Source organism: Oxalicibacterium sp., from assembly GCF_035565035.1.
Lineage (GTDB): Bacteria > Pseudomonadota > Gammaproteobacteria > Burkholderiales > Burkholderiaceae_D > Oxalicibacterium.
The window spans coordinates 1-18,234 of record NZ_DATMTD010000115.1 but is presented as its reverse complement, the minus strand read 5'-3'; the positions used below and the strand labels follow the sequence as shown (position 1 = coordinate 18,234).

Genomic DNA, 18,234 nt, shown 5'->3' with positions numbered 1-18,234 from the left:
AGTGTAGCGGGATTTGACTGCGTCGATGCCGGATCGGTATGCGTGCAGCGTATTTATCCGGGCTTTATTTTCTTTCAAGCCGGAATCCTGCGCATGTTGCATCGAACGCGCCTAATGGAAGAATGGAAGTTGTGCACCGGCGCATCACCCCGGTGCGAATGTGTAAATTTTTTCCAGGCAAACGTCACACATCTTCGCTGTGACAGGACGTTTTGCGTGCGGCGTTGTCATGTCAATAATGATGTGTGCGGCTGGTCTGCTAATTGCTTTGAAGCATCTATGCGTCATGTTGCTATCTTCCCCGCAACCTCTGTCGCCCGCAATTTTCAGAAAGTCAGGACCATCATGGACGCCCACGCCCCGCTGCAAATTGACACCTTCCTTCCCTACATGCGCGATGTCAGCCGTTGCGAACAATCGCTGCGCGAACTGAATCTGATCTGGCGCATGATCGAAGCCTCCGCCAAGATGAATTGCCCGGTCGAAGCGAAAGCGATCCTGCCGACGATGGCGGCAACGCGTGCCGGGTTCAATCGTCTCGAGCAGGAACTGGTGACCAGTCTGGTGCGTGAAAAAGTCGCCAATGTGCTGGAAGAAATCGGCACCAAGGCGCAGTACGTGATCGACATCGTCGTGCGCAATCTGTACGAACGCACAGCCGACGTTGGCTTCCTCGCGACCGATCGCGAGCTGTGTACATTCGTCGCCGGCATCCATGACGAGCGCGACATGATTCGCGCACGCCTGCGTGCCTATCGCAACAAATACACGGTGTATGACGAGATCATCCTGCTCGACACGGCAGGCAACGTGTTGGTGCAGATCGGTGAATCGACGCCGCTCGAAGGCAGCACCGATCCGCTGCTCGAACAGACGCTGGAATCGGATACGTATGTCGAAACGTTTCGCGCCACCGACTTGCGTCCAGGCAAACACGAAGCACTGATCTATTCGCGCCGCATGCATCACCCGGAAACCGGTGAGGTGGTCGGCGTGCTGTGCCTGTGCTTTCACTTCGAGGAAGAACTGGCCGGAATCTTCCGCTCGCATCGCGATCCGGCCGAGCGCTCCAACATGCTGCTGCTGGATGGCGGCAACCGCGTGATCGCCAGCGCCGATCCGCGCTGGATTCCGGTCGGTGCGGTCGTGCCGGTCAATCGTGACGCCGAGCCGAAGCTGGTGGTTTACGGAGGCCGCGAATATCTGGCGCGTACGTTTTCTGCGGATGGTTATCAAGGTTACATGGGGCCGCCGGGCTGGCAGGGACAGGTGATGATTCCCGTCGAACTGGGCTTCACCGGACTGGCGACAAATGCGCTGACCTCGCTCGACGCACATGTCGCCGATGGTCTGCTGTCGCATGCCGAATCGTTTTGTCCGCCGCTGTTCGAAATCATGAGCGCAGCGGAAACCATTCGACGCGTCGTCTGGAATGGCCAGGTCATGACCGCCGGCCAGAACGGCGAACTGCTGAAACTGAAAACCATCCTCGAGCAGATCAGCGAAACCGGTGCGCGCAGCAACGAACTGTTCTCGCAATCGATTCGCGATCTGTACGAAACAGTACTGTCGTCCAGCCTCAGCGATTCCGAATTCGTCTCGCACCTGATGGTCGATCTGCTTGATCGTAATCTGTACGAACGATCCGACGACTGCCGTTGGTGGGCGCTGACGCCGGAGTTGCAGGTTGCGCTGGCCGATCCGCATAAATCGGCGCAGACCGTTGCGCGCATTACGGAGATCCTCGATTACATCAATTCGCTGTACACGGTCTATACGCGCATCTTCGTCTACGACCGCGATGGCATCATCGTCGCCAGCACCGACTTCAAGGGAGACGGTCTGCAAGTGATCGGCACCAGCATCGACGCAAGAACGTTGGAGGCGGTCGTCGCACTGACCAACGATCAGCAGTATTACGTCTCGCCGTTCGAAGCGACGCCGTTGTATGGCGGCCGGCCAACGTATGTGTACCACGCCGCGATCCGTCACCCGGAAAACGAGTTCAGCGTGGTCGGCGGTATCGGCATCGTGTTCGACGCGGCGCCGGAATTTTCCGCAATGCTGAAAGGCGCGCTCGGCGACAAGAAAGATGTCAGCGCCCTCTTCGTCGATCGTGACGGCCACATCATCGCCAGTACCGATGCGTCGCGGCCAGTCGGCACGCAACTGGAAATCGATGGCGAGTTGCTGGCCCTGCCAAACGGCAGCAGCACCTCGCGCATCGTGATTCACGATGGACATTACGCGATCCTCGGCTGCACGGTGTCGCACGGTTATCGCGAGTTCAAGACATCCGACGGTTATCGCGAAGACGTGATCGCGGTCGTCTACAACGCGTTCGGCGAAGAACGTCGGCAATCCGGAAACGGCAAGCATGTGAATGCCGTACTGGAGGTCGATCCGGCTGCGCCGGCGGGACGCGAGTTCGCAACGTTCTTCGTCGACGGGTCGTTGTTTGCCATTGCTGCGGAATACGTGCAGGAAGCGTTGCCCGCCTCGGCGATTTCCTCGATGTCGATGGGCAGCCGCGCCGAGCGGATCGGCATCCTCGCACTGAACCACGATGGCGAGTCGCGTCGTTTCGTGTGGGTGTTCGATCTCGGCCATCTGATGCGTGGCACGAAGTCGGAGATCGACAGCAGCAGTCAGGTCATCGTCGTCCAGCGCGACGGCAAGAGTATCGGCCTGCTGGTCAGCGAACTGCACGGCGTGCCGGAATTCCAGCCCGCGCAAATCGTGCCGACGCCATTGGCCGCGCCGGAAACCGGCATGCTCGTGACCGAGGTCATCCAGGCCAATCGCGGCGAACTGCTGATTCAGGCAATCAATATCGATCACCTGTTTGCCGTCCTCAATGGTGAGGAAATCCCGATCGATCCCGCGATGAAGATCGCGGCCTGACGAGTGGACCGTCACCGCACCGGATCTCGGCGCGGTGACGGAAAGGTTAATTAGAAAATTTCATGTCGTAACAGTTGTCGCAACAGGCACTGCTGGCGTTATGATGTGCAAAGCAATTTCAAATAATCCTTTGCCTGCGCGATCATAAAAATGACACTACGCATCATCGCCACCGGCGGTACCTTCGATAAACACTATGACGAGATCGAGGGTCGTCTCGGTTTTGGCCACGGCCATCTTCCGCATGTCATCAAGCGTGCCCGCATCACGGTGCCGATCCAGCTTGAACAACTGCCCTTCCTCGATTCGCTCGATATGCACGATGCCGATCGCCAGCGCATCGCAGCCTCCTGCCTGCGTGCGGATGAAAAAAGCATCGTCGTCATCCACGGTACCGACACGATGAAGGAAACGGCTGAGGTGCTGGGTACGGCGCAACTGCCGAAAACCATCGTGCTGACTGGCGCGATGATTCCTTACGAAGTGAAAAATTCCGATGCGCTGTTCAACTTCGGTTTTGCCTGCGGCATTGCACAGACCTTGCCGCATGGCGTCTACATCGCGATGAACGCGAGGATTTTTACGTGGGACGATGTTCGCAAGAATCGCACGGAAGGCGTATTCGAACAGGCTTGATGGAAGCGCGATGCATTGACCGTGACGGCTGCCTTCGGCGGCCGTTTTATTTTGGAGTTACGCAAAAAAAAGCCCGCACTTCCGGTGCGGGCAAAAGAGAATATCAATACTTGGAGAAGTATCGAGGCAAGCATAGCGAGGCATTGTTACGCCGTTGTGACGCAGGGCAACTATTTTGGATGCGAGAGTTTTTGGCAGACGGTATGCAGGATTTGTCATTCGTCTGTCATATCGACGCAGTTGGAATGATCGTGAGATGTTCAGAAATATCGCGGTTCCTTGACCACCGGATGCGTATCAATAAAATTCTGTGCGTCGCTCAGCGGATCGGCATCCGTATCGATATTGTCGGCGCTGCCGAACCGGAGCTTGAAGGCATTCTCTGCGCTTTCGACGGAAATGCCGGCATGAACCAGCGCCTTGACCCATTTGTAGTGCCAGTCGTCCTTGGACATTTTGTGCTCCTGGATTCATCGCCATGCATGCGACGCGGACAGGTTGGACGTATGGTCATGCCGAACGTTCAACGGCACATGCACGTAGCGAATGTTGCCGTTCGCCACGACTAATCGGGTAGAGTTATGCTTCGTGGAAAATGCAGGACATCGTCATGAACAACCTCGACGCACTTCAATCTGCCGGTCTGCAATTGCCGAGTCCGGCCTATCTGTTCGGCGCCATCCTGTTCGGCATCGTCGGCTACGCTGCCTATCGATACGGCAAGAAGGCCGAATTGCCTTATCCGAAATGGATCGGTGTGGCACTGATGCTGTATCCGTATGCGATCTCGCGTACCGGGATGCTGTATCTGGTCGGCGGCGGATTGTGTGTGTTGTTGTATGTTTTCCGCGCATGACTGTTTCGCTGTGAACAACAGTCAGGGCTTCCTGCTAAGATTCGCATGCTGTACGGGAGATGGCATTCCTCCCGACCCAACCGCCGCCTGCCTTACATCCTTGTCCTGGGCGGCTGATGATGCCTGTAGTGTTCCCGGTCGGGGAGCTGCAGGCGTTCGTCGTTAGCGCATCGTGACCGGGTTGTCCAACCTGCCATCCGATTTCATGAAAAATTCAAAATATCCCGAACAAGTCGCGCTGCTGCCGTATGCGTTGAAATGGCTGCTGTTGTCGCTGGTCGTCGCCGCTCTCGCGGGTACGGCATCGGCTTTCTTTCTCTTTGCGCTCGACAAGGTAACAGCATGGCGCGAAACGCATGGCTGGATCATCTGGTTCCTGCCCCTGGCCGGATTTGCCGTTGCCTGGATCTACCTGAAGCTGGGCAAGGAGGTTGAAGCCGGCAACAACCTGATCATCGATGAAATCCATGATCCGAAAAAAATCATCCCGCTGCGCATGGCGCCGCTGATTCTTGGCGCGACGATCACGTCGCATCTGTTCGGCGCATCGGTCGGACGCGAAGGAACCGCCGTGCAGATGGGCGCAGCGCTGGCCGATCAATTGACGCCGATCTTGCGCATGGATAAACAGGCCCGGCGTCTGTTGATCATGACAGGTATCAGCGCTGGTTTCGCATCGGTGTTCGGTACACCGCTGGCCGGTGCCATCTTCGGCCTGGAAGTATTGATGGTCGGCCGCATGCGTTACGACGCGATTCTCCCCTGCTTTTTCGCGGCGATTGTCGGCGAACAGGTTGGCAATCTGTGGGGCGTGCATCACATGCATTTCGCGGTAGCGATCGTGCCGGATATCACGTTGCCGACCCTGGCGGCGACGGTGGTCGCCGGTATTGCCTTCGGTCTGGTCGGCATGCTGTTTGCGCGCAGCGTGCACGGCGTCGGCGACCTGATGAAGAAACATGTTGCGTACGCGCCATGGCGGCCTTTCATCGGGGGTATCGTGGTCGCCGTTGCCGTATGGGCGCTTGATTCGCAGCGTTACATCGGGCTTGGCATTCCGGTCATCAATGAGGCATTCCAGCAGCCATTGCCGATATGGGATGCGATCGGCAAGCTGGTGTTTACCGTCGTATCGCTCGGCAGCAGTTTCAAGGGAGGCGAAGTCACGCCGCTGTTTTATATCGGGGCCACGCTCGGCAACGCATTGGCGCCGCTGTTGCAACTGCCTTTCCAGACGCTTGCTGCATTGGGGTTTGTTGCGGTATTTGCCGGTGCGTCGAATACACCGATTGCATCGACCGTGATGGCGATCGAACTGTTCGGTCCGACAATCGGGCCGTATGCGGGCATTGCCTGCGTGGTCAGTTATCTTTTTTCCGGGCACACCGGCATTTATCGCGCGCAGCGCATGCAGCGCGATTAAGGCTGCATCTGGCTTACCCAGTTTCAGGGATGGCATTGTTTCAGTAATCGCGTAAAGTCGCATGGCACATTCGTGCAGGGATCACCCAGAGGAGACCGGATGCATACGGCAACAGATGAAGAACTGTCGATACCGCAATCGATTGTGAGCAGTCGCATTGCGCAATGGCGCATGGCAACCGGCTTGTTGCAGGGAGTGGTGCTTTATTTCCTGTACTGGTCCGCGAAACATACCGGCTGGCCTTCCTCCCATCTCTATCTGTTTGCATCGCTGGTGATGACTTTCCTGTTCGTGCCGGCACTGTTCGTTTCTGGTCTCGGGCATCTGGAGAAGCGGCGCATTGCGATCTGGATGGTGGGGGCTATTGCAGTTTGCGTGTTGCTGACGCTGCACGATATCTGGCGTTCCGGCATGGGGAACGGCGAATGGCGCTTTTTCGGCAATACATCTACCGGATATTCGCCTTCAGGCTGGCTGCTGTTCTTCCTGCCGGCCGGTCTTTATATCGCACATGCACTGGTTCTCTCCGGCGCAGCAGATAAGCGGCGCATAGCAAGCTATTCGTCGTATTTCGAAATATCTTGGAAACTGATCATTCAGATCATGTTTTCATTGTTGTTCACCGGTGTGTTGTGGCTGATCCTGTGGCTGGGTTCAGCGCTGTTCATGCTGGTCAAACTTCGTTTCCTGCAGGACCTGTTGGGGAAGCCCTGGTTTGTCGTGATTGTGACCACGTTTGCTTTTGCGACGGCGTTGCACGTTACCGATGTCCGACCAGGCATCGTGCGCGGGATTCGCGGCTTGCTGCTGGTATTGATGTCGTGGCTGTTGCCGGTGACGACACTGATCGTCGGTGGTTTTCTGGTGAGTCTGCCTTTTGTCGGGCTGGAACCACTCTGGGCGACGCGCCACGCAACATCGGTATTGCTGGGTGCGACCGCCGTGCTCGTGCTGCTGATCAACGCGACCTTTCAAAGCGGCGAACTGGGTAAGCAGATTGCACGTGTGCTGCGCGTTGTCGCCAGGGCAGCATGCATTCTGTTGCTGCCGATGGTGCTGATCGCGATTTATTCGCTGACGCTGCGTGTAGAACAATACGGCTGGACCAATGACCGCATCATCGCCGCGGCGGGTCTGCTGATCGCAATCTGCTATGCGGTCGGCTATCTGTGGGCGGCATGCGAGCGTGGCACATGGCTGGCGCGTATTGCGCCGACCAATGTCATCACGGCGTTCATGATTCTGGCGGTCTTGATTGCATTGTTTACACCGATTGCGGATCCGGCACGACTGTCGGTCGCCAGCCAGATGGCGCGACTGGAAAGCGGCAAGGTCGGCGCAGCGGAATTCGATTACGCCTACCTGAAATTCGAAGGCGCACGTTACGGCAACGACGCGTTGCAGGTGCTCAAAACCAGAACCACTGGCAACGATGCGGCGACCATCAGAACGCTGGCCGAGACGGCATTGAACAGAAAAAACAAATGGGATCGCAACGAAGGCAATCCGGCAGCGAACGCGGCGTCGCGCGTAAAAAATATGACGGTGTGGCCGAAGACGGAATCATTGCCGGAAGATTTTCTGCAACAGGACTGGAACAAGGATGCGACGGCAACGGAATGTCTGCGCTACCAGAATCGTCATTGCAACGCATACCTGAACGATCTGAATGGCGATGGCCGGACCGATATCCTGTTGAAGGATGAAAATCGTTACAGCCCGATCGCCGTCTTCACGGCGAATACGACAACCGGTCAGTGGCAATTGTCAGGCTATATCCGGGGCGCTCGATGCAAGGACATGATGGAAGCGATGCAAGCGGGCAGCTATCAGCTTGTCGTCCCGGAGTTCAAGGACCTGGAGATCAATGGCCGTCGCCTGCACTTCGAGCCGAAAAACAGCGACGAAACCAAATGTGCAGAGGATCGTCGATAACACTCATCGGAAAACCTTCCGCATGCATAGTTTTCAACTGAAATACACACAAACGAATTTGTACTAGAATCAAATCGAGTGGACTGTTATCGGTCTGCCGTCAGATCAAAAACAGGAGGAAGCGGCGGAACTCTCGGATGGTGAATTAATCGCATGTTTGACAAGCAAATCAAACTAGGAGGGAAAGATGGATAAAGCACTGAAATCGTGTCCGCTGTGCGGCAGCCGGGCAGAGTTGAAAGAATCCCATTATCTTGAATCCGAATTGCCGTATAGCTACGTCCATTGTACGAATGGTGAATGTGTATTGAGTCACAACACGGCTCACTTCAGCGGCGGTAGCGAAAGCAAAAACAGCGAGAGCGCCGTTGCTGCATGGAACAAGCAGAAGGCGCCCGAACTCCATCATTAAGCTAATCCCATAGCAATCAGCAAACTAGAAATGGCCGACTCGACTCGACTCGGCCATTTTCTTTTGTGTCATGCATAGCAACGCTTGTGCAAGGCATTACGTGCGCAGACGGCACAGGCAAATAATGGTGTAATGGAATAAATTCTGGTTGGCAACGTTTACAACGTTATTGCCGGCAACCTTTCCCTACATCTCCATGCAAACGAGTCCTAAAATCATGTTCGTCCACCAAACGGTCACTGCCCGCGCACTGGCAATCGCACTGGCCTGTCAGTGCGCACAGGTCTACGCAGCCGAACCTGCGAGAAAAGCGGATATCGACAAAAAAGTCGATACCGATTCCATCATCAGCACCATCGGCGCAGGCGAACGCACACGCCCTTTTCCGGTCGGTGAAAAGCTGGCGTACTTCACCAACATCAAGGACGGCGACCGGGTGAAGTCGCCGTTTCGCGTCGCGTTTGCCGTCACCGGCATGGGCGTGGCGCCTGTCGCCGCCGGCAATATCGACAATACCGGCCATCACCATATCCTGATCGACATGCCGTTGCCGGTCGATATCAAGGCGCCGATTCCGTTCGACAAGCCGAATGAACACACGCACCAGCATTACAAGCACTTCGGCAATGGAGAAACAGAAACCGTGCTGGATCTGCCGCCGGGCAAGCACACATTAAGGTTGCTGTTTGCAGATTATCGTCACGTACCGTACTACGTCTCCAGCAAGGAGATCACGGTGTTCGTGGAGAAGCGAGGCAACTGATTGCATGTTGCGTCATGAAGAGGGTGGATGTCGCAGGGAGAGAACGTTTGCGTGCATGCCAGCATTCTGCAGCACGCAAACGGTTGATCAGATCAGGATGACGCCGCCCACGATGGCGGCCAGGAATGACCACTTGATCGCGTAATACGCAAATTTGTTGCGTGCTTTCAGGCGCTTGAATGCCGCGCGTACCGAGTAGATGTATTTGAACGCACGATTAACGCCGCCCGTGCGGTCGTGCATGTCATTCGGTGCCGCAGTTGCCGCCATCACCGTGCTGCTGAACCAGTGATTGACCGCCTGTGCCCAGCGCCACTTCATCTTGCGTTCCAGATCGCAGAACAGAATGATGCGGTTCTTGTCGCTCTCGTTGGCTGCCCAGTGAATATACGTTTCGTCGAAGATCACTGCCTCGCCGTCACGCCAGCTGTAACGCACGCCATCGACATCGATGAAGCAGCGATCGTCGTTCGGCGTCACCAGCCCGAGGTGATAACGCAGCGAACCGGCATACGGATCGCGATGCTTGCCGAGATCGGCACCCGGCGGCAATTGCGTGAACATCGCGGCCTTGATGGTCGGAATCGAATCGAGAATGGCGACGGTGCGTGGGCAACGCTGCACGGCCGATGGATGGCTCTCGCCGTACCATTTCAGATAGAAGCGGGTCCAGCCGCGGCGGAAAAAGGAGTTGAAGCCCGCATCATCCATGTTGGCCGATGCCTTGATCTCGCCTTGCAACGCAATCGCTTCGTCACGAATGACCTGCCATTGTTCAGCCAGCGCTTTCAGTTCCGGATAGCTGTTGACGTCGTGATACGGCTTGTCCGGCAGACTGGAAAACAGGGTCATGAACGCATTGATCGGCGCCATGAATGTCGAGTGATCTGTCGACTGGCGCAGCCAGCGATGTCGCACCTTGCCGCGGTAATGCGTATAGCAGACGCTGGCAAGGAACAGCGTGATGAGAGTCCATTTAATCATGTTGCCCGGAAGTCATGGATTGTGAAGCGCAAATTGTACTCAACTGCCGGCAAACATGCTCGAAACGCCCGCCGTCCATATTGACCGGGCGCTTTGAATCAAGCGACACAGCAGCGGTGCCGCCTGACAGGCACATTACTTGATCGCGTCGAGTATCGTATTCAACGTTTTACTCGGCCGCATGGCCTGGCGCGTCCTGACCACATCGGGATGGTAGTAGCCACCGATATTGACAGCCTTGCCCTGCGCCGCTTTCAGTTCCGCAACAATGGTTGCTTCGCTATCGGTCAGGGCTTTTGCCGGAGCCTTGAACTGTGCCTGCAGTGCAGTATCTTCCGTTTGCTCGGCCAGCGCCTGTGCCCAGTACAACGCCAGATAAAAATGGCTGCCGCGATTGTCGAGTCCGCCAACGGCGCGTGCAGGCGACTTGTCGGTATCGAGGAATTTGCCGGTGGCCTGATCCAGCGTCCTGGCGAGAACCAGTGCCTTCTTGTTGCCGTTTACGTCGCTCAAATGTTCGAGCGAGGCCGCAAGTGCCATGAATTCGCCAAGCGAATCCCAGCGCAGGAAGTCTTCTTCGACAAACTGCTGCACGTGCTTCGGTGCGGAACCGCCGGCACCTGTTTCGAACAAACCGCCACCCGCCATCAGTGGCACGATCGACAACATCTTGGCACTGGTGCCGAGTTCCATGATCGGGAACAGATCGGTCAGATAGTCGCGCAGCACGTTGCCGGTAACCGAGATCGTGTCCTGCCCTTTGCGGATGCGATCGATCGAAAACTTCGTCGCGTCGACCGGCGACAGGATACGCAGGTCGAGACCGGCGGTATCGTGGTCCTTCAGATAACGATGTACTTTCGAGATGATCTGCGCATCGTGCGCACGTTTTTCATCAAGCCAGAATACGGCCGGTGTGCCGGTCGCGCGCGCACGATTGACGGCGAGCTTGACCCAGTCCTGGATCGGCGCGTCCTTGGTCTGGCACATGCGGAACAGGTCGCCGGCTTCGACTTTCTGCTCGAGCAGAACGGTTCCTTTCGCATCGGTGACGCGCACCACGCCGTCGGCTGCAATCTGGAAGGTCTTGTCATGCGAGCCGTATTCTTCTGCCGCCTGCGCCATCAGGCCGACGTTCGGTACCGTTCCCATCGTGACCGGATCGAACGGACCGTTCTTCTTGCAATCGTCGATGACGACCTGATAAATGCCGGCATAGCAGCGATCCGGAATCACGGCTTTCACGTCCTGCAGTTTGCCTTCTGCGTTCCACATCTTGCCGGAATCACGGATCATCGCCGGCATCGACGCATCGATGATGGTGTCGCTGGATACGTGCAGGTTGGTAATGCCTTTGTCCGAATTGACCATCGCCACGGCAGCGCGCTGCGTGTAGGCAGCCTGAATGTCCTTTTCAATCTCGGCCTGCTTGTCGGCCGGCAGCGTCTTGATGCGCGCATACAAATCGCCCAAGCCGTTGTTCGGATCGAAGCCGATGTCTTTCAGCGTTGCTGCATGTTTGGTGAACGCATCTTTATAAAACACCGATACCGCATGGCCGAAGATGATCGGATCGGACACCTTCATCATCGTTGCTTTCAGATGCACCGAAAACAGCACGCCTTTCGATTTGGCATCGGCGACCTGCGCTTCGAGAAAATCGCGCAACGCCTTCCTGCTCATCACCGATGCATCGATGATCTCGCCTGCCTTGACCGCAGTCTTCTCTTTCAGCACGGTGGTTTTGCCATCGGCAGTAACCAGTGCAATCTGCACATTGCCGGCTTCGGCGATCAGCGCAGATTTTTCACTGCCGTAGAAGTCGCCGCTATCCATGTGCGCGACATGCGATTTCGAGTCGGCCGACCATGCGCCCATCTTGTGCGGATGTTTGCGCGCGTAATTTTTTACCGACAATGGTGCGCGACGATCGGAATTGCCTTCGCGCAGAACAGGATTGACCGCACTGCCCTTGATCTTGTCGTAGCGCGACTTGATATCCTTTTCCTGATCGTTCTTTGCCTCATCGGGATAGTCCGGCAGCTTGTAGCCTTGCTCTTGCAACTCCTTGATTGCTGCCTTCAATTGCGGCATCGACGCACTGATGTTCGGCAGCTTGATGATGTTGGCTTCGGGTTTGGTGGCCAGTTCGCCGAGCTCGGCCAGCGCCGGACTGATTTTCTGTGCATCCGTCAAGAATTCAGGGAACGCCGCGATGATGCGTCCGGCCAGAGAGATGTCGCGTGTTTCGACCGCGATACCGGACGACCGGGTGAAGGCTTCGACGATCGGCAGCAGCGAATAGGTCGCCAGCGCAGGCGCTTCGTCGGTCAGGGTATAGATGATCTTGGATGTAGTGGACATGGGCGTATGAGTGCTGAAGGTTGGCCGGAATAAGGAAGGGCGTCGATCGGGTATGGACCGCGGATCAACGCCTTTGCCGTGTTGTACAGAAAGCCTGATGCTGCATTGTCGCCAAAATCCGGGATTTCGGCAAAGGACGGCCGATTTACTTGCCGATGCAGAACCTGCTGAAGATCACACCGAGTAGATCGTCCGATGTGAATTCGCCGGTAATACTGGACAGGCGTTCCTGTGCCAGGCGCAGTTCTTCGGCGAAGAGGTCCAGCGCGGGCGTGGTGGTTTCGCTGTCATGTGCGGCGTGTTGTGCTGCCATTTCCAGATGATCGTGTGCGGATTTCAGCGCGATCAAATGACGCTCACGTGCCAGATACAGTGATTCGCCGGTTTGCTGCCAGCCGATCAGGCGCAACAGTTCCGTGCGCAGTAAATCCATGCCGGCCAGATCGGTTGCCGACAGATAGATATGCGTTGCATCGGGCATGCGATCGACTGCCGGTCTGTGTCCGGACAGGTCGATCTTGTTCCAGATGCGGATCACCGGTGCATTGACGGGGAAGCGTTCGACGATCTCTTCATCTTCTCGCGTAGGCCCGCGGCTCGCGTCCAGCATATGCACGATGACATCGGCCTTTTGCACAGCGGCCCACGTGCGCTCGATGCCGATACGTTCGACTTCGTCGGACGCGTCTGCCGCGTTGCGAATCCCGGCAGTATCGATGACATTGATCGGTATGCCTTCGATCTGAATGGTTTCGATCACCTTGTCGCGCGTGGTGCCGGCGATTGGTGTGACGATTGCCACATCGCTACCGGCAAGTGCGTTCAGCAGTGACGATTTGCCGACGTTCGGTTGTCCCGCCAGTACGATGTTCAGGCCGTCGCGCAGCAACGCGCCTTGCGCCGATTGCTTGAAGACCTGTTGCAGCGTGTCGCGAATGCCGTCGAGTTGACCGCGTGCGTCCGATTGCTGCAGGAAATCGATTTCCTCCTCCGGAAAATCCAGCGTCGCTTCGACCAGCATGCGCAACCTGATCACGCGATCGACGAGGTCCTGAATCGTTTTGGAGAATGCGCCGGACAGCGATTGCGAAGCGGACTTCGCAGCGGCCTCGGTCGATGCTTCGATCAGGTCGGCAACTGCTTCGGCCTGCGCCAGATCGAGCTTTTCGTTGAGGAAGGCGCGATGCGTGAATTCGCCCGGTTGCGCCATGCGCAGTCCGATTTCAGCACCGGCCTGCAGGCAGCGGCTCAGCAACATCTGCAGCACGATGGGGCCGCCATGACCCTGCAGTTCCAGCACGTCTTCGCCGGTGTACGAATGCGGCGCCTTGAAATGAATCGCGAGGCCCTGATCGATGACGCTGCCGTCGTCGTTCAGAAAACTCAGATAGGTCGCATGACGCGGCTGCAGGGTGCCGGCTTTTTCCGGACCGCAGACGGCTTCGATAATGGAAGAGAGATTTTTGCCGGAGACGCGGACGACACCGATGCCGCCGCGTCCTGGTGCGGTGGCAATTGCCGCAATAGGAGAAGAGTCGAAGTTCATGAAGTCATTCTATGTTTGTTCAAATGCGAAGCGCAACTAAACAGCAATAAAAAAGCCCGCAAACTGCGCGGGCTTTTTTTATCGCAGGTCGCATTACGCGACCGACACGCTACGTCAGGTTATGCAGGCTTCTTGCCATCACCGATACGACGGGTAATGACCCATTGCTGTGCGATCGACAGGATGTTGTTGACGACCCAGTACAGCACCAGACCGGCCGGGAAGAAGAAGAACATCACCGAGAATGCAATCGGCATGAACATCATGATCTTGGCCTGGATCGGATCCGGTGGCGTCGGGTTCAGCTTGGTCTGGATGAACATCGAGATCGCCATCAGCACCGGCAGGATGTACCAAGGATCAGGCGATGCCAGATCGTGAATCCAGCCGATCCACGGCGCGTTGCGCATTTCCACGCTGGCCAGCAGCACCCAGTACAGCGAGATGAAAACCGGAATCTGGATCACGATCGGGAAGCAGCCGCCGAGCGGATTGATCTTCTCTTTCTTGTACAGCTCCATCATCGCCGCATTCATCTTTTGCGGATCGCCTTTGAGGCGGGTGCGGATGTCGGTCATTTTCGGCGTGACCAGCTTCATCTTCGCCATGCTGCGATAGCCGGCAGCGGACAACGGGAAGAACGCCAGCTTGATCACGATCGTCAGCACGATGATGGTCCAGCCCCAGTTGCCGAGCATCTGGTGGATGTGTGTCATCAGCCAGAAGATCGGGCGTGCGATGATCGTCAGCCAGCCGTAATCCTTGACCAGCTCGAAGCCGGGCGCGACTTCTTCCAGGCGTTTGGATTCCTGCGGACCGGAGAACAGTGTGGCATCCATCGATGCGGTTGCACCCGGTGCGACCGCACCCATTGGCAGGATGGTGCCGACGGCGTACAGGTCGGTGCCCAGCTTGCGTGTGTAGATTTCACGCTGAGCATCTGCCGGCGGGATGAAGGCGGAAACGAAGTAGTGCTGCACCATGGCGATCCAGCCGTTGTTGGCTTTGGTCGCGTGCTCGTCCTTGCCCTTTTCGATCGAATCGAATTTCACCTTCTGGAATTTATCGCCTTCGGTGTACACAGCCGGTCCCGTGAAGGTGCTGTAGAACATCGATTCGTTCGGCAGCTTGGCACCGTCGCGCACCAGTTGCAGGTACAGCGATGGGGTGATCGGTGCGCCGGTATTGTTGACGACGTCATGTTTGACGTCGATACGGTAATCGTTGCGCTTGAACGTGAAGGTCTTGATCAACTTGACGCCATGCTGTTCCGACGTCAGGACCAGCTGTACCTGGTTGGCATCGCCCAGGTCACGCGGACCGGCTTGTGCGACGAACATCGATTTGTGATTTGGATACACGCCGCCAGTCAGGCCGGTCTGGCCGAGATAGGTGCGTGGCGGTGTGGCATCGAACAGCACGACGTTCTTGTCCGGATGACCGCTTTCGTGGTGCTTCAGCAATTCCAGATGACGGATTTCGCCGCCGGCCGTATCGATTTCTGCCTTCATCAGATCGGTCGTGATGACGATGGATTCGTTTTTAACGGCAGCTGTATCGCCGGTTGGCACACCGGTTGTTGGTGTGCCGGTCGTTGCCGCAGGCACATTGGCGGTTGGAGCGGCGGCGTCGCCTGCACCGGCCGCAGCAGGTGCTTTTTGCGCGGTCGACGGGCCGAACAACGGTTCCTTGCCGGTGTAGCGGTTGTAGCTATCCCATAGCATCAACAGCGAAAACGAAAACACAACCCACAGGATGGTACGTTTGGTATCCATAATCTCTTACTCAGTTCAGGAATGGCCGCAACCGCAAGCGGTTGAAGAGGAGGTTTTGGTGGACGATTCGGGTACGGGATCAAGCCCGCCCGGATGCCAGGGGTGGCATTTGCAAAGACGCTTGGCCGATAGCCAGCCGCCCTTCATTGCGCCATGCCGGCCGATTGCTTCGATCGCATATTGAGAACAACTGGGATAGAAGCGGCAGTTCTGGCCGAGAAACGGGCTGATGCCCAATTGGTAGACACGCACCAGCAATACGAGCAACGTCTTCACGAAGTTGCTCCCGGCGTGCCCTGCTGCGCAATTTGTTGAGAAGCGAACAGTCGCGTCAATTCTTCCCGCAACAACGCCTTCAGGCCGACACTGGTTGCCGGGCCTTTTTTCGTATTGACGGGTTGCGACAGGCGCACGATGCAGTCGATGGACGGCAAAGCCGTTTGTCGAAACAGTTCGCGCGTCATGCGCTTGATGGTATTGCGCGTCACGGCGCGGGGTGCGAGGCGTTTGGCGGCGACAACGCCCAAACGGGCGTGTGGCAGATCGGTCTTGCGTGTATAGAGGACGAAATGTGCCGTGCGATATACGGGCCGCAAACGAAAAACGGATGAAAATTCATCCGTTTTAACGATCCGCCGATCGCGTGCAAAATCGAACGAACGATCGCCGGTCACGCCATCTGCTTAGGCAGCGAGGCGTTTGCGGCCTTTGGCGCGGCGTGCGTTGAGCACAGCGCGGCCACCGCGGGTAGCCATGCGGACACGGAAGCCGTGGGTGCGCTTGCGGCGTACGACGGAAGGTTGGTAAGTACGTTTCATTGTGGTCTCGCTAATCGGCAAAAATAAATCGGAACATCACGCGCCCATCGCCAAATCCTGGGCAGCTGGCGCAGGTTGATGCCTTTAATGGCGACAACACAACGATCCAACATCGTGGGTAGTGAACCCTGAATTAGACAGCATTTTCCGCTTGTCTGTCAATTACTTAGCGCAGTTTGGCCAGTGTGGGGATTTTTGAAATAAACCGCCGGCCTGTGGATAACTTGGTCCGACGGGGGTAGAATAGCGCGACGCGTGGCGAGCCCTCAGGCACCATTAGACCACCCAAGGGAAGTGCAGTACAGCCCCTGTATAAATAAGATCAAGTAGACGATTCATGGAAAATTTCTGGCAGACCTGCTCCGCCCAGTTGGAGCAGGAATTGACGCCTCAACAATATAGTGCGTGGATCAAACCGCTGGCGCCGCTCGATTACGAGGATGGCACGTTGCGGATTGCTGCGCCGAATCGTTTCAAGCTCGATTGGGTCAAGGCGCAGTTTGCCAGCCGCATTACCGCCCTCGCCGCCCAGTTCTGGGAAGCCCCGATCGACGTGCAGTTTGTTCTCGATCCACGACTGGCGGCGGCAAAGAAGCCGGCGTTGCGTTCTTCCAACGGCGACAGCCACGCCGACGATGCGCCGGCGGGCATGCCGGAATCGATTCCGGTCCAGGCCGGCGAAGTCGAGCAAGCGCCGCGCCGCGATCAAAGCCGTATTAATACCGCGCTGACTTTCGACAGCTTCGTTACCGGCAAGGCCAACCAGCTGGCACGTGCGGCAGCGATCCAGGTCGCCAACAATCCGGGCAGTTCTTATAACCCGCTGTTCTTGTATGGCGGTGTCGGCCTCGGTAAAACGCACTTGATCCACGCCATCGGCAATCAGATTCTGGCCGACAATCCGAACGTCAAAATTCGCTATATCCACGCAGAACAGTACGTTCGCGACGTAGTGACCGCTTACCAGCGAAAGGGTTTCGACGACTTCAAGCGCTATTATCATTCGCTCGATCTGTTGCTGATCGACGACATCCAGTTCTTTGCCGGCAAGAGCCGTACGCAGGAAGAATTCTTCTATGCGTTCGAAGCGCTGATTGCCGCCAAGAAGCAAATCATCATCACCAGCGACACCTATCCGAAGGAAATCACCGGCATGGACGACCGGCTGATTTCGCGTTTCGACTCCGGCCTGACGGTCGCCGTCGAGCCGCCGGAGCTGGAAATGCGGGTCGCCATTCTGCTCAAAAAAGCGGAACAGGAAGGCGTGACCTTCTCCGACGACGTAGCGTTTTTTGTTGCCAAACATCTACGTTCCAACGTCCGTGAGCTGGAAGGCGCACTGCGCAAGATTCTTGCTTACTCCCGTTTCCACGGCAAAGACATCACGATTGAAGTTGTCAAGGATGCATTAAAAGATCTGTTATCGGTGCAGAATCGCCAGATCTCGGTCGAGAACATTCAGAAGACCGTCGCCGACTTTTTCAATATAAAAGTTGCCGATATGTACTCGAAAAAGCGTCCGGCCAACATTGCCCGGCCACGCCAGATTGCGATGTATCTTGCCAAGGAGTTAACGCAAAAGAGCCTGCCGGAGATCGGCGAGCTGTTCGGCGGACGCGATCATACGACCGTGTTGCATGCGGTTCGGAAGATCGCCGCGGACCGTGGCAAGAGTCCGGAATGCAACCATGAGTTGCATGTTTTGGAACAGACGTTGAAGGGATAGACAGCTGCCTATCAGCCTGTGGATAACTTTGTGGATATCCGTTGGATAAGCAGTGAATAGTCGGTGAATAAGTTCGAGTAAGGACAAAATCA

General features: G+C 56.6%; 16 protein-coding genes and 1 riboswitch. Of the genes, 8 read left to right on the top strand and 8 right to left on the bottom strand.

The features are described 5' to 3' along the window. Positions 1 to 345: 345 nt before the first annotated feature. Complete coding sequence (locus VN114_RS12345) at positions 346 to 2,904, top strand: chemotaxis protein CheW (protein WP_325515281.1); 2,559 nt, start codon at positions 346 to 348, stop codon at positions 2,902 to 2,904. Between the two features lie 150 nt (positions 2,905 to 3,054). Then, positions 3,055 to 3,540, top strand: a complete 486-nt coding sequence (locus VN114_RS12340) for an asparaginase domain-containing protein (protein ID WP_325515279.1) — start codon at positions 3,055 to 3,057, stop codon at positions 3,538 to 3,540. A 260-nt stretch (positions 3,541 to 3,800) separates the two neighbouring features. On the opposite strand, the gene VN114_RS12335 is transcribed toward VN114_RS12340, so the two are convergent. Continuing rightward, the gene (locus VN114_RS12335; RefSeq protein WP_325515277.1) at positions 3,801 to 3,995 is read right to left on the bottom strand and encodes a hypothetical protein; all 195 of its coding nucleotides are present in this window, start codon (positions 3,993 to 3,995) and stop codon (positions 3,801 to 3,803) included. A 155-nt stretch (positions 3,996 to 4,150) separates the two neighbouring features. Here VN114_RS12335 and VN114_RS12330 point away from each other — a divergent pair, with 155 nt between their 5' ends. From VN114_RS12330 to VN114_RS12310, 5 genes are all read left to right on the top strand, one after another. After that, positions 4,151 to 4,396, top strand: coding sequence for a hypothetical protein (locus VN114_RS12330; RefSeq protein ID WP_325515275.1), 246 nt, complete (start codon positions 4,151 to 4,153; stop codon positions 4,394 to 4,396). A 46-nt stretch (positions 4,397 to 4,442) separates the two neighbouring features. Next, positions 4,443 to 4,529, top strand: a riboswitch (Fluoride riboswitch). Between the two features lie 72 nt (positions 4,530 to 4,601). Next, positions 4,602 to 5,819, top strand: a complete 1,218-nt coding sequence (locus VN114_RS12325; RefSeq protein ID WP_325515273.1) for a voltage-gated chloride channel family protein — start codon at positions 4,602 to 4,604, stop codon at positions 5,817 to 5,819. Positions 5,820 to 5,918: 99 nt separating this feature from the next. Beyond that, positions 5,919 to 7,754 (top strand): DUF4153 domain-containing protein, encoded by a 1,836-nt coding sequence (locus VN114_RS12320; RefSeq protein WP_325515271.1) that lies wholly within the window; start codon positions 5,919 to 5,921, stop codon positions 7,752 to 7,754. A gap of 187 nt (positions 7,755 to 7,941) precedes the next feature. Continuing rightward, the gene (locus VN114_RS12315; RefSeq protein ID WP_325515269.1) at positions 7,942 to 8,166 is read left to right on the top strand and encodes a Lar family restriction alleviation protein; all 225 of its coding nucleotides are present in this window, start codon (positions 7,942 to 7,944) and stop codon (positions 8,164 to 8,166) included. A 217-nt stretch (positions 8,167 to 8,383) separates the two neighbouring features. Beyond that, positions 8,384 to 8,929, top strand: a complete 546-nt coding sequence (locus VN114_RS12310) for a DUF4399 domain-containing protein (RefSeq protein WP_325515267.1) — start codon at positions 8,384 to 8,386, stop codon at positions 8,927 to 8,929. 87 nt (positions 8,930 to 9,016) lie between these two features. On the opposite strand, the gene lpxO is transcribed toward VN114_RS12310, so the two are convergent. The 7 genes from lpxO to rpmH all read right to left on the bottom strand — a co-directional run bounded on the left by lpxO (position 9,017) and on the right by rpmH (position 16,416). Next, positions 9,017 to 9,910, bottom strand: coding sequence for a lipid A hydroxylase LpxO (gene lpxO, locus VN114_RS12305; RefSeq protein WP_325515384.1), 894 nt, complete (start codon positions 9,908 to 9,910; stop codon positions 9,017 to 9,019). Positions 9,911 to 10,048: 138 nt separating this feature from the next. Beyond that, on the bottom strand, positions 10,049 to 12,277 hold the full coding sequence (locus tag VN114_RS12300) for an NADP-dependent isocitrate dehydrogenase (protein ID WP_325515265.1): 2,229 nt from the start codon (positions 12,275 to 12,277) through the stop codon (positions 10,049 to 10,051). Between the two features lie 145 nt (positions 12,278 to 12,422). Beyond that, on the bottom strand, positions 12,423 to 13,823 hold the full coding sequence (gene mnmE, locus VN114_RS12295; protein WP_325515263.1) for a tRNA uridine-5-carboxymethylaminomethyl(34) synthesis GTPase MnmE: 1,401 nt from the start codon (positions 13,821 to 13,823) through the stop codon (positions 12,423 to 12,425). 119 nt (positions 13,824 to 13,942) lie between these two features. Further along, a complete protein-coding gene (gene yidC, locus VN114_RS12290; protein WP_325515262.1) occupies positions 13,943 to 15,598 on the bottom strand; it encodes a membrane protein insertase YidC in 1,656 nt (551 codons plus the stop codon). 15 nt (positions 15,599 to 15,613) lie between these two features. Continuing rightward, positions 15,614 to 15,874 (bottom strand): membrane protein insertion efficiency factor YidD, encoded by a 261-nt coding sequence (yidD, locus tag VN114_RS12285; protein ID WP_325515260.1) that lies wholly within the window; start codon positions 15,872 to 15,874, stop codon positions 15,614 to 15,616. Beyond that, positions 15,871 to 16,272 carry a ribonuclease P protein component gene (gene rnpA, locus VN114_RS12280; protein ID WP_325515258.1) on the bottom strand — a complete coding sequence of 134 codons (402 nt, stop codon included), beginning with the start codon at positions 16,270 to 16,272 and terminating at the stop codon, positions 15,871 to 15,873. The genes yidD and rnpA overlap by 4 nt, the downstream gene beginning before the upstream one ends. A gap of 9 nt (positions 16,273 to 16,281) precedes the next feature. Then, positions 16,282 to 16,416, bottom strand: a complete 135-nt coding sequence (gene rpmH, locus VN114_RS12275) for a 50S ribosomal protein L34 (protein ID WP_011872825.1) — start codon at positions 16,414 to 16,416, stop codon at positions 16,282 to 16,284. A 337-nt stretch (positions 16,417 to 16,753) separates the two neighbouring features. Between rpmH and dnaA the strand changes: the two genes are divergently transcribed. Next, positions 16,754 to 18,142 carry a chromosomal replication initiator protein DnaA gene (dnaA, locus tag VN114_RS12270; protein ID WP_325515253.1) on the top strand — a complete coding sequence of 463 codons (1,389 nt, stop codon included), beginning with the start codon at positions 16,754 to 16,756 and terminating at the stop codon, positions 18,140 to 18,142. The last annotated feature ends 92 nt before the right edge of the window (positions 18,143 to 18,234 follow it).

Coding starts and splice junctions, on each gene's coding strand:
- VN114_RS12325 (WP_325515273.1), top strand. CDS start 4,602: ATGAAAAATTCAAAATATCCCGAACAAGTCGCGCTGCTGCCGTATGCG.
- VN114_RS12345 (WP_325515281.1), top strand. CDS start 346: ATGGACGCCCACGCCCCGCTGCAAATTGACACCTTCCTTCCCTACATG.
- VN114_RS12300 (WP_325515265.1), bottom strand. CDS start 12,277: ATGTCCACTACATCCAAGATCATCTATACCCTGACCGACGAAGCGCCT.
- VN114_RS12330 (WP_325515275.1), top strand. CDS start 4,151: ATGAACAACCTCGACGCACTTCAATCTGCCGGTCTGCAATTGCCGAGT.
- dnaA (WP_325515253.1), top strand. CDS start 16,754: ATGGAAAATTTCTGGCAGACCTGCTCCGCCCAGTTGGAGCAGGAATTG.
- VN114_RS12315 (WP_325515269.1), top strand. CDS start 7,942: ATGGATAAAGCACTGAAATCGTGTCCGCTGTGCGGCAGCCGGGCAGAG.
- VN114_RS12310 (WP_325515267.1), top strand. CDS start 8,384: ATGTTCGTCCACCAAACGGTCACTGCCCGCGCACTGGCAATCGCACTG.
- mnmE (WP_325515263.1), bottom strand. CDS start 13,823: ATGAACTTCGACTCTTCTCCTATTGCGGCAATTGCCACCGCACCAGGA.
- VN114_RS12320 (WP_325515271.1), top strand. CDS start 5,919: ATGCATACGGCAACAGATGAAGAACTGTCGATACCGCAATCGATTGTG.
- VN114_RS12340 (WP_325515279.1), top strand. CDS start 3,055: ATGACACTACGCATCATCGCCACCGGCGGTACCTTCGATAAACACTAT.
- yidC (WP_325515262.1), bottom strand. CDS start 15,598: ATGGATACCAAACGTACCATCCTGTGGGTTGTGTTTTCGTTTTCGCTG.
- VN114_RS12335 (WP_325515277.1), bottom strand. CDS start 3,995: ATGTCCAAGGACGACTGGCACTACAAATGGGTCAAGGCGCTGGTTCAT.
- rpmH (WP_011872825.1), bottom strand. CDS start 16,416: ATGAAACGTACTTACCAACCTTCCGTCGTACGCCGCAAGCGCACCCAC.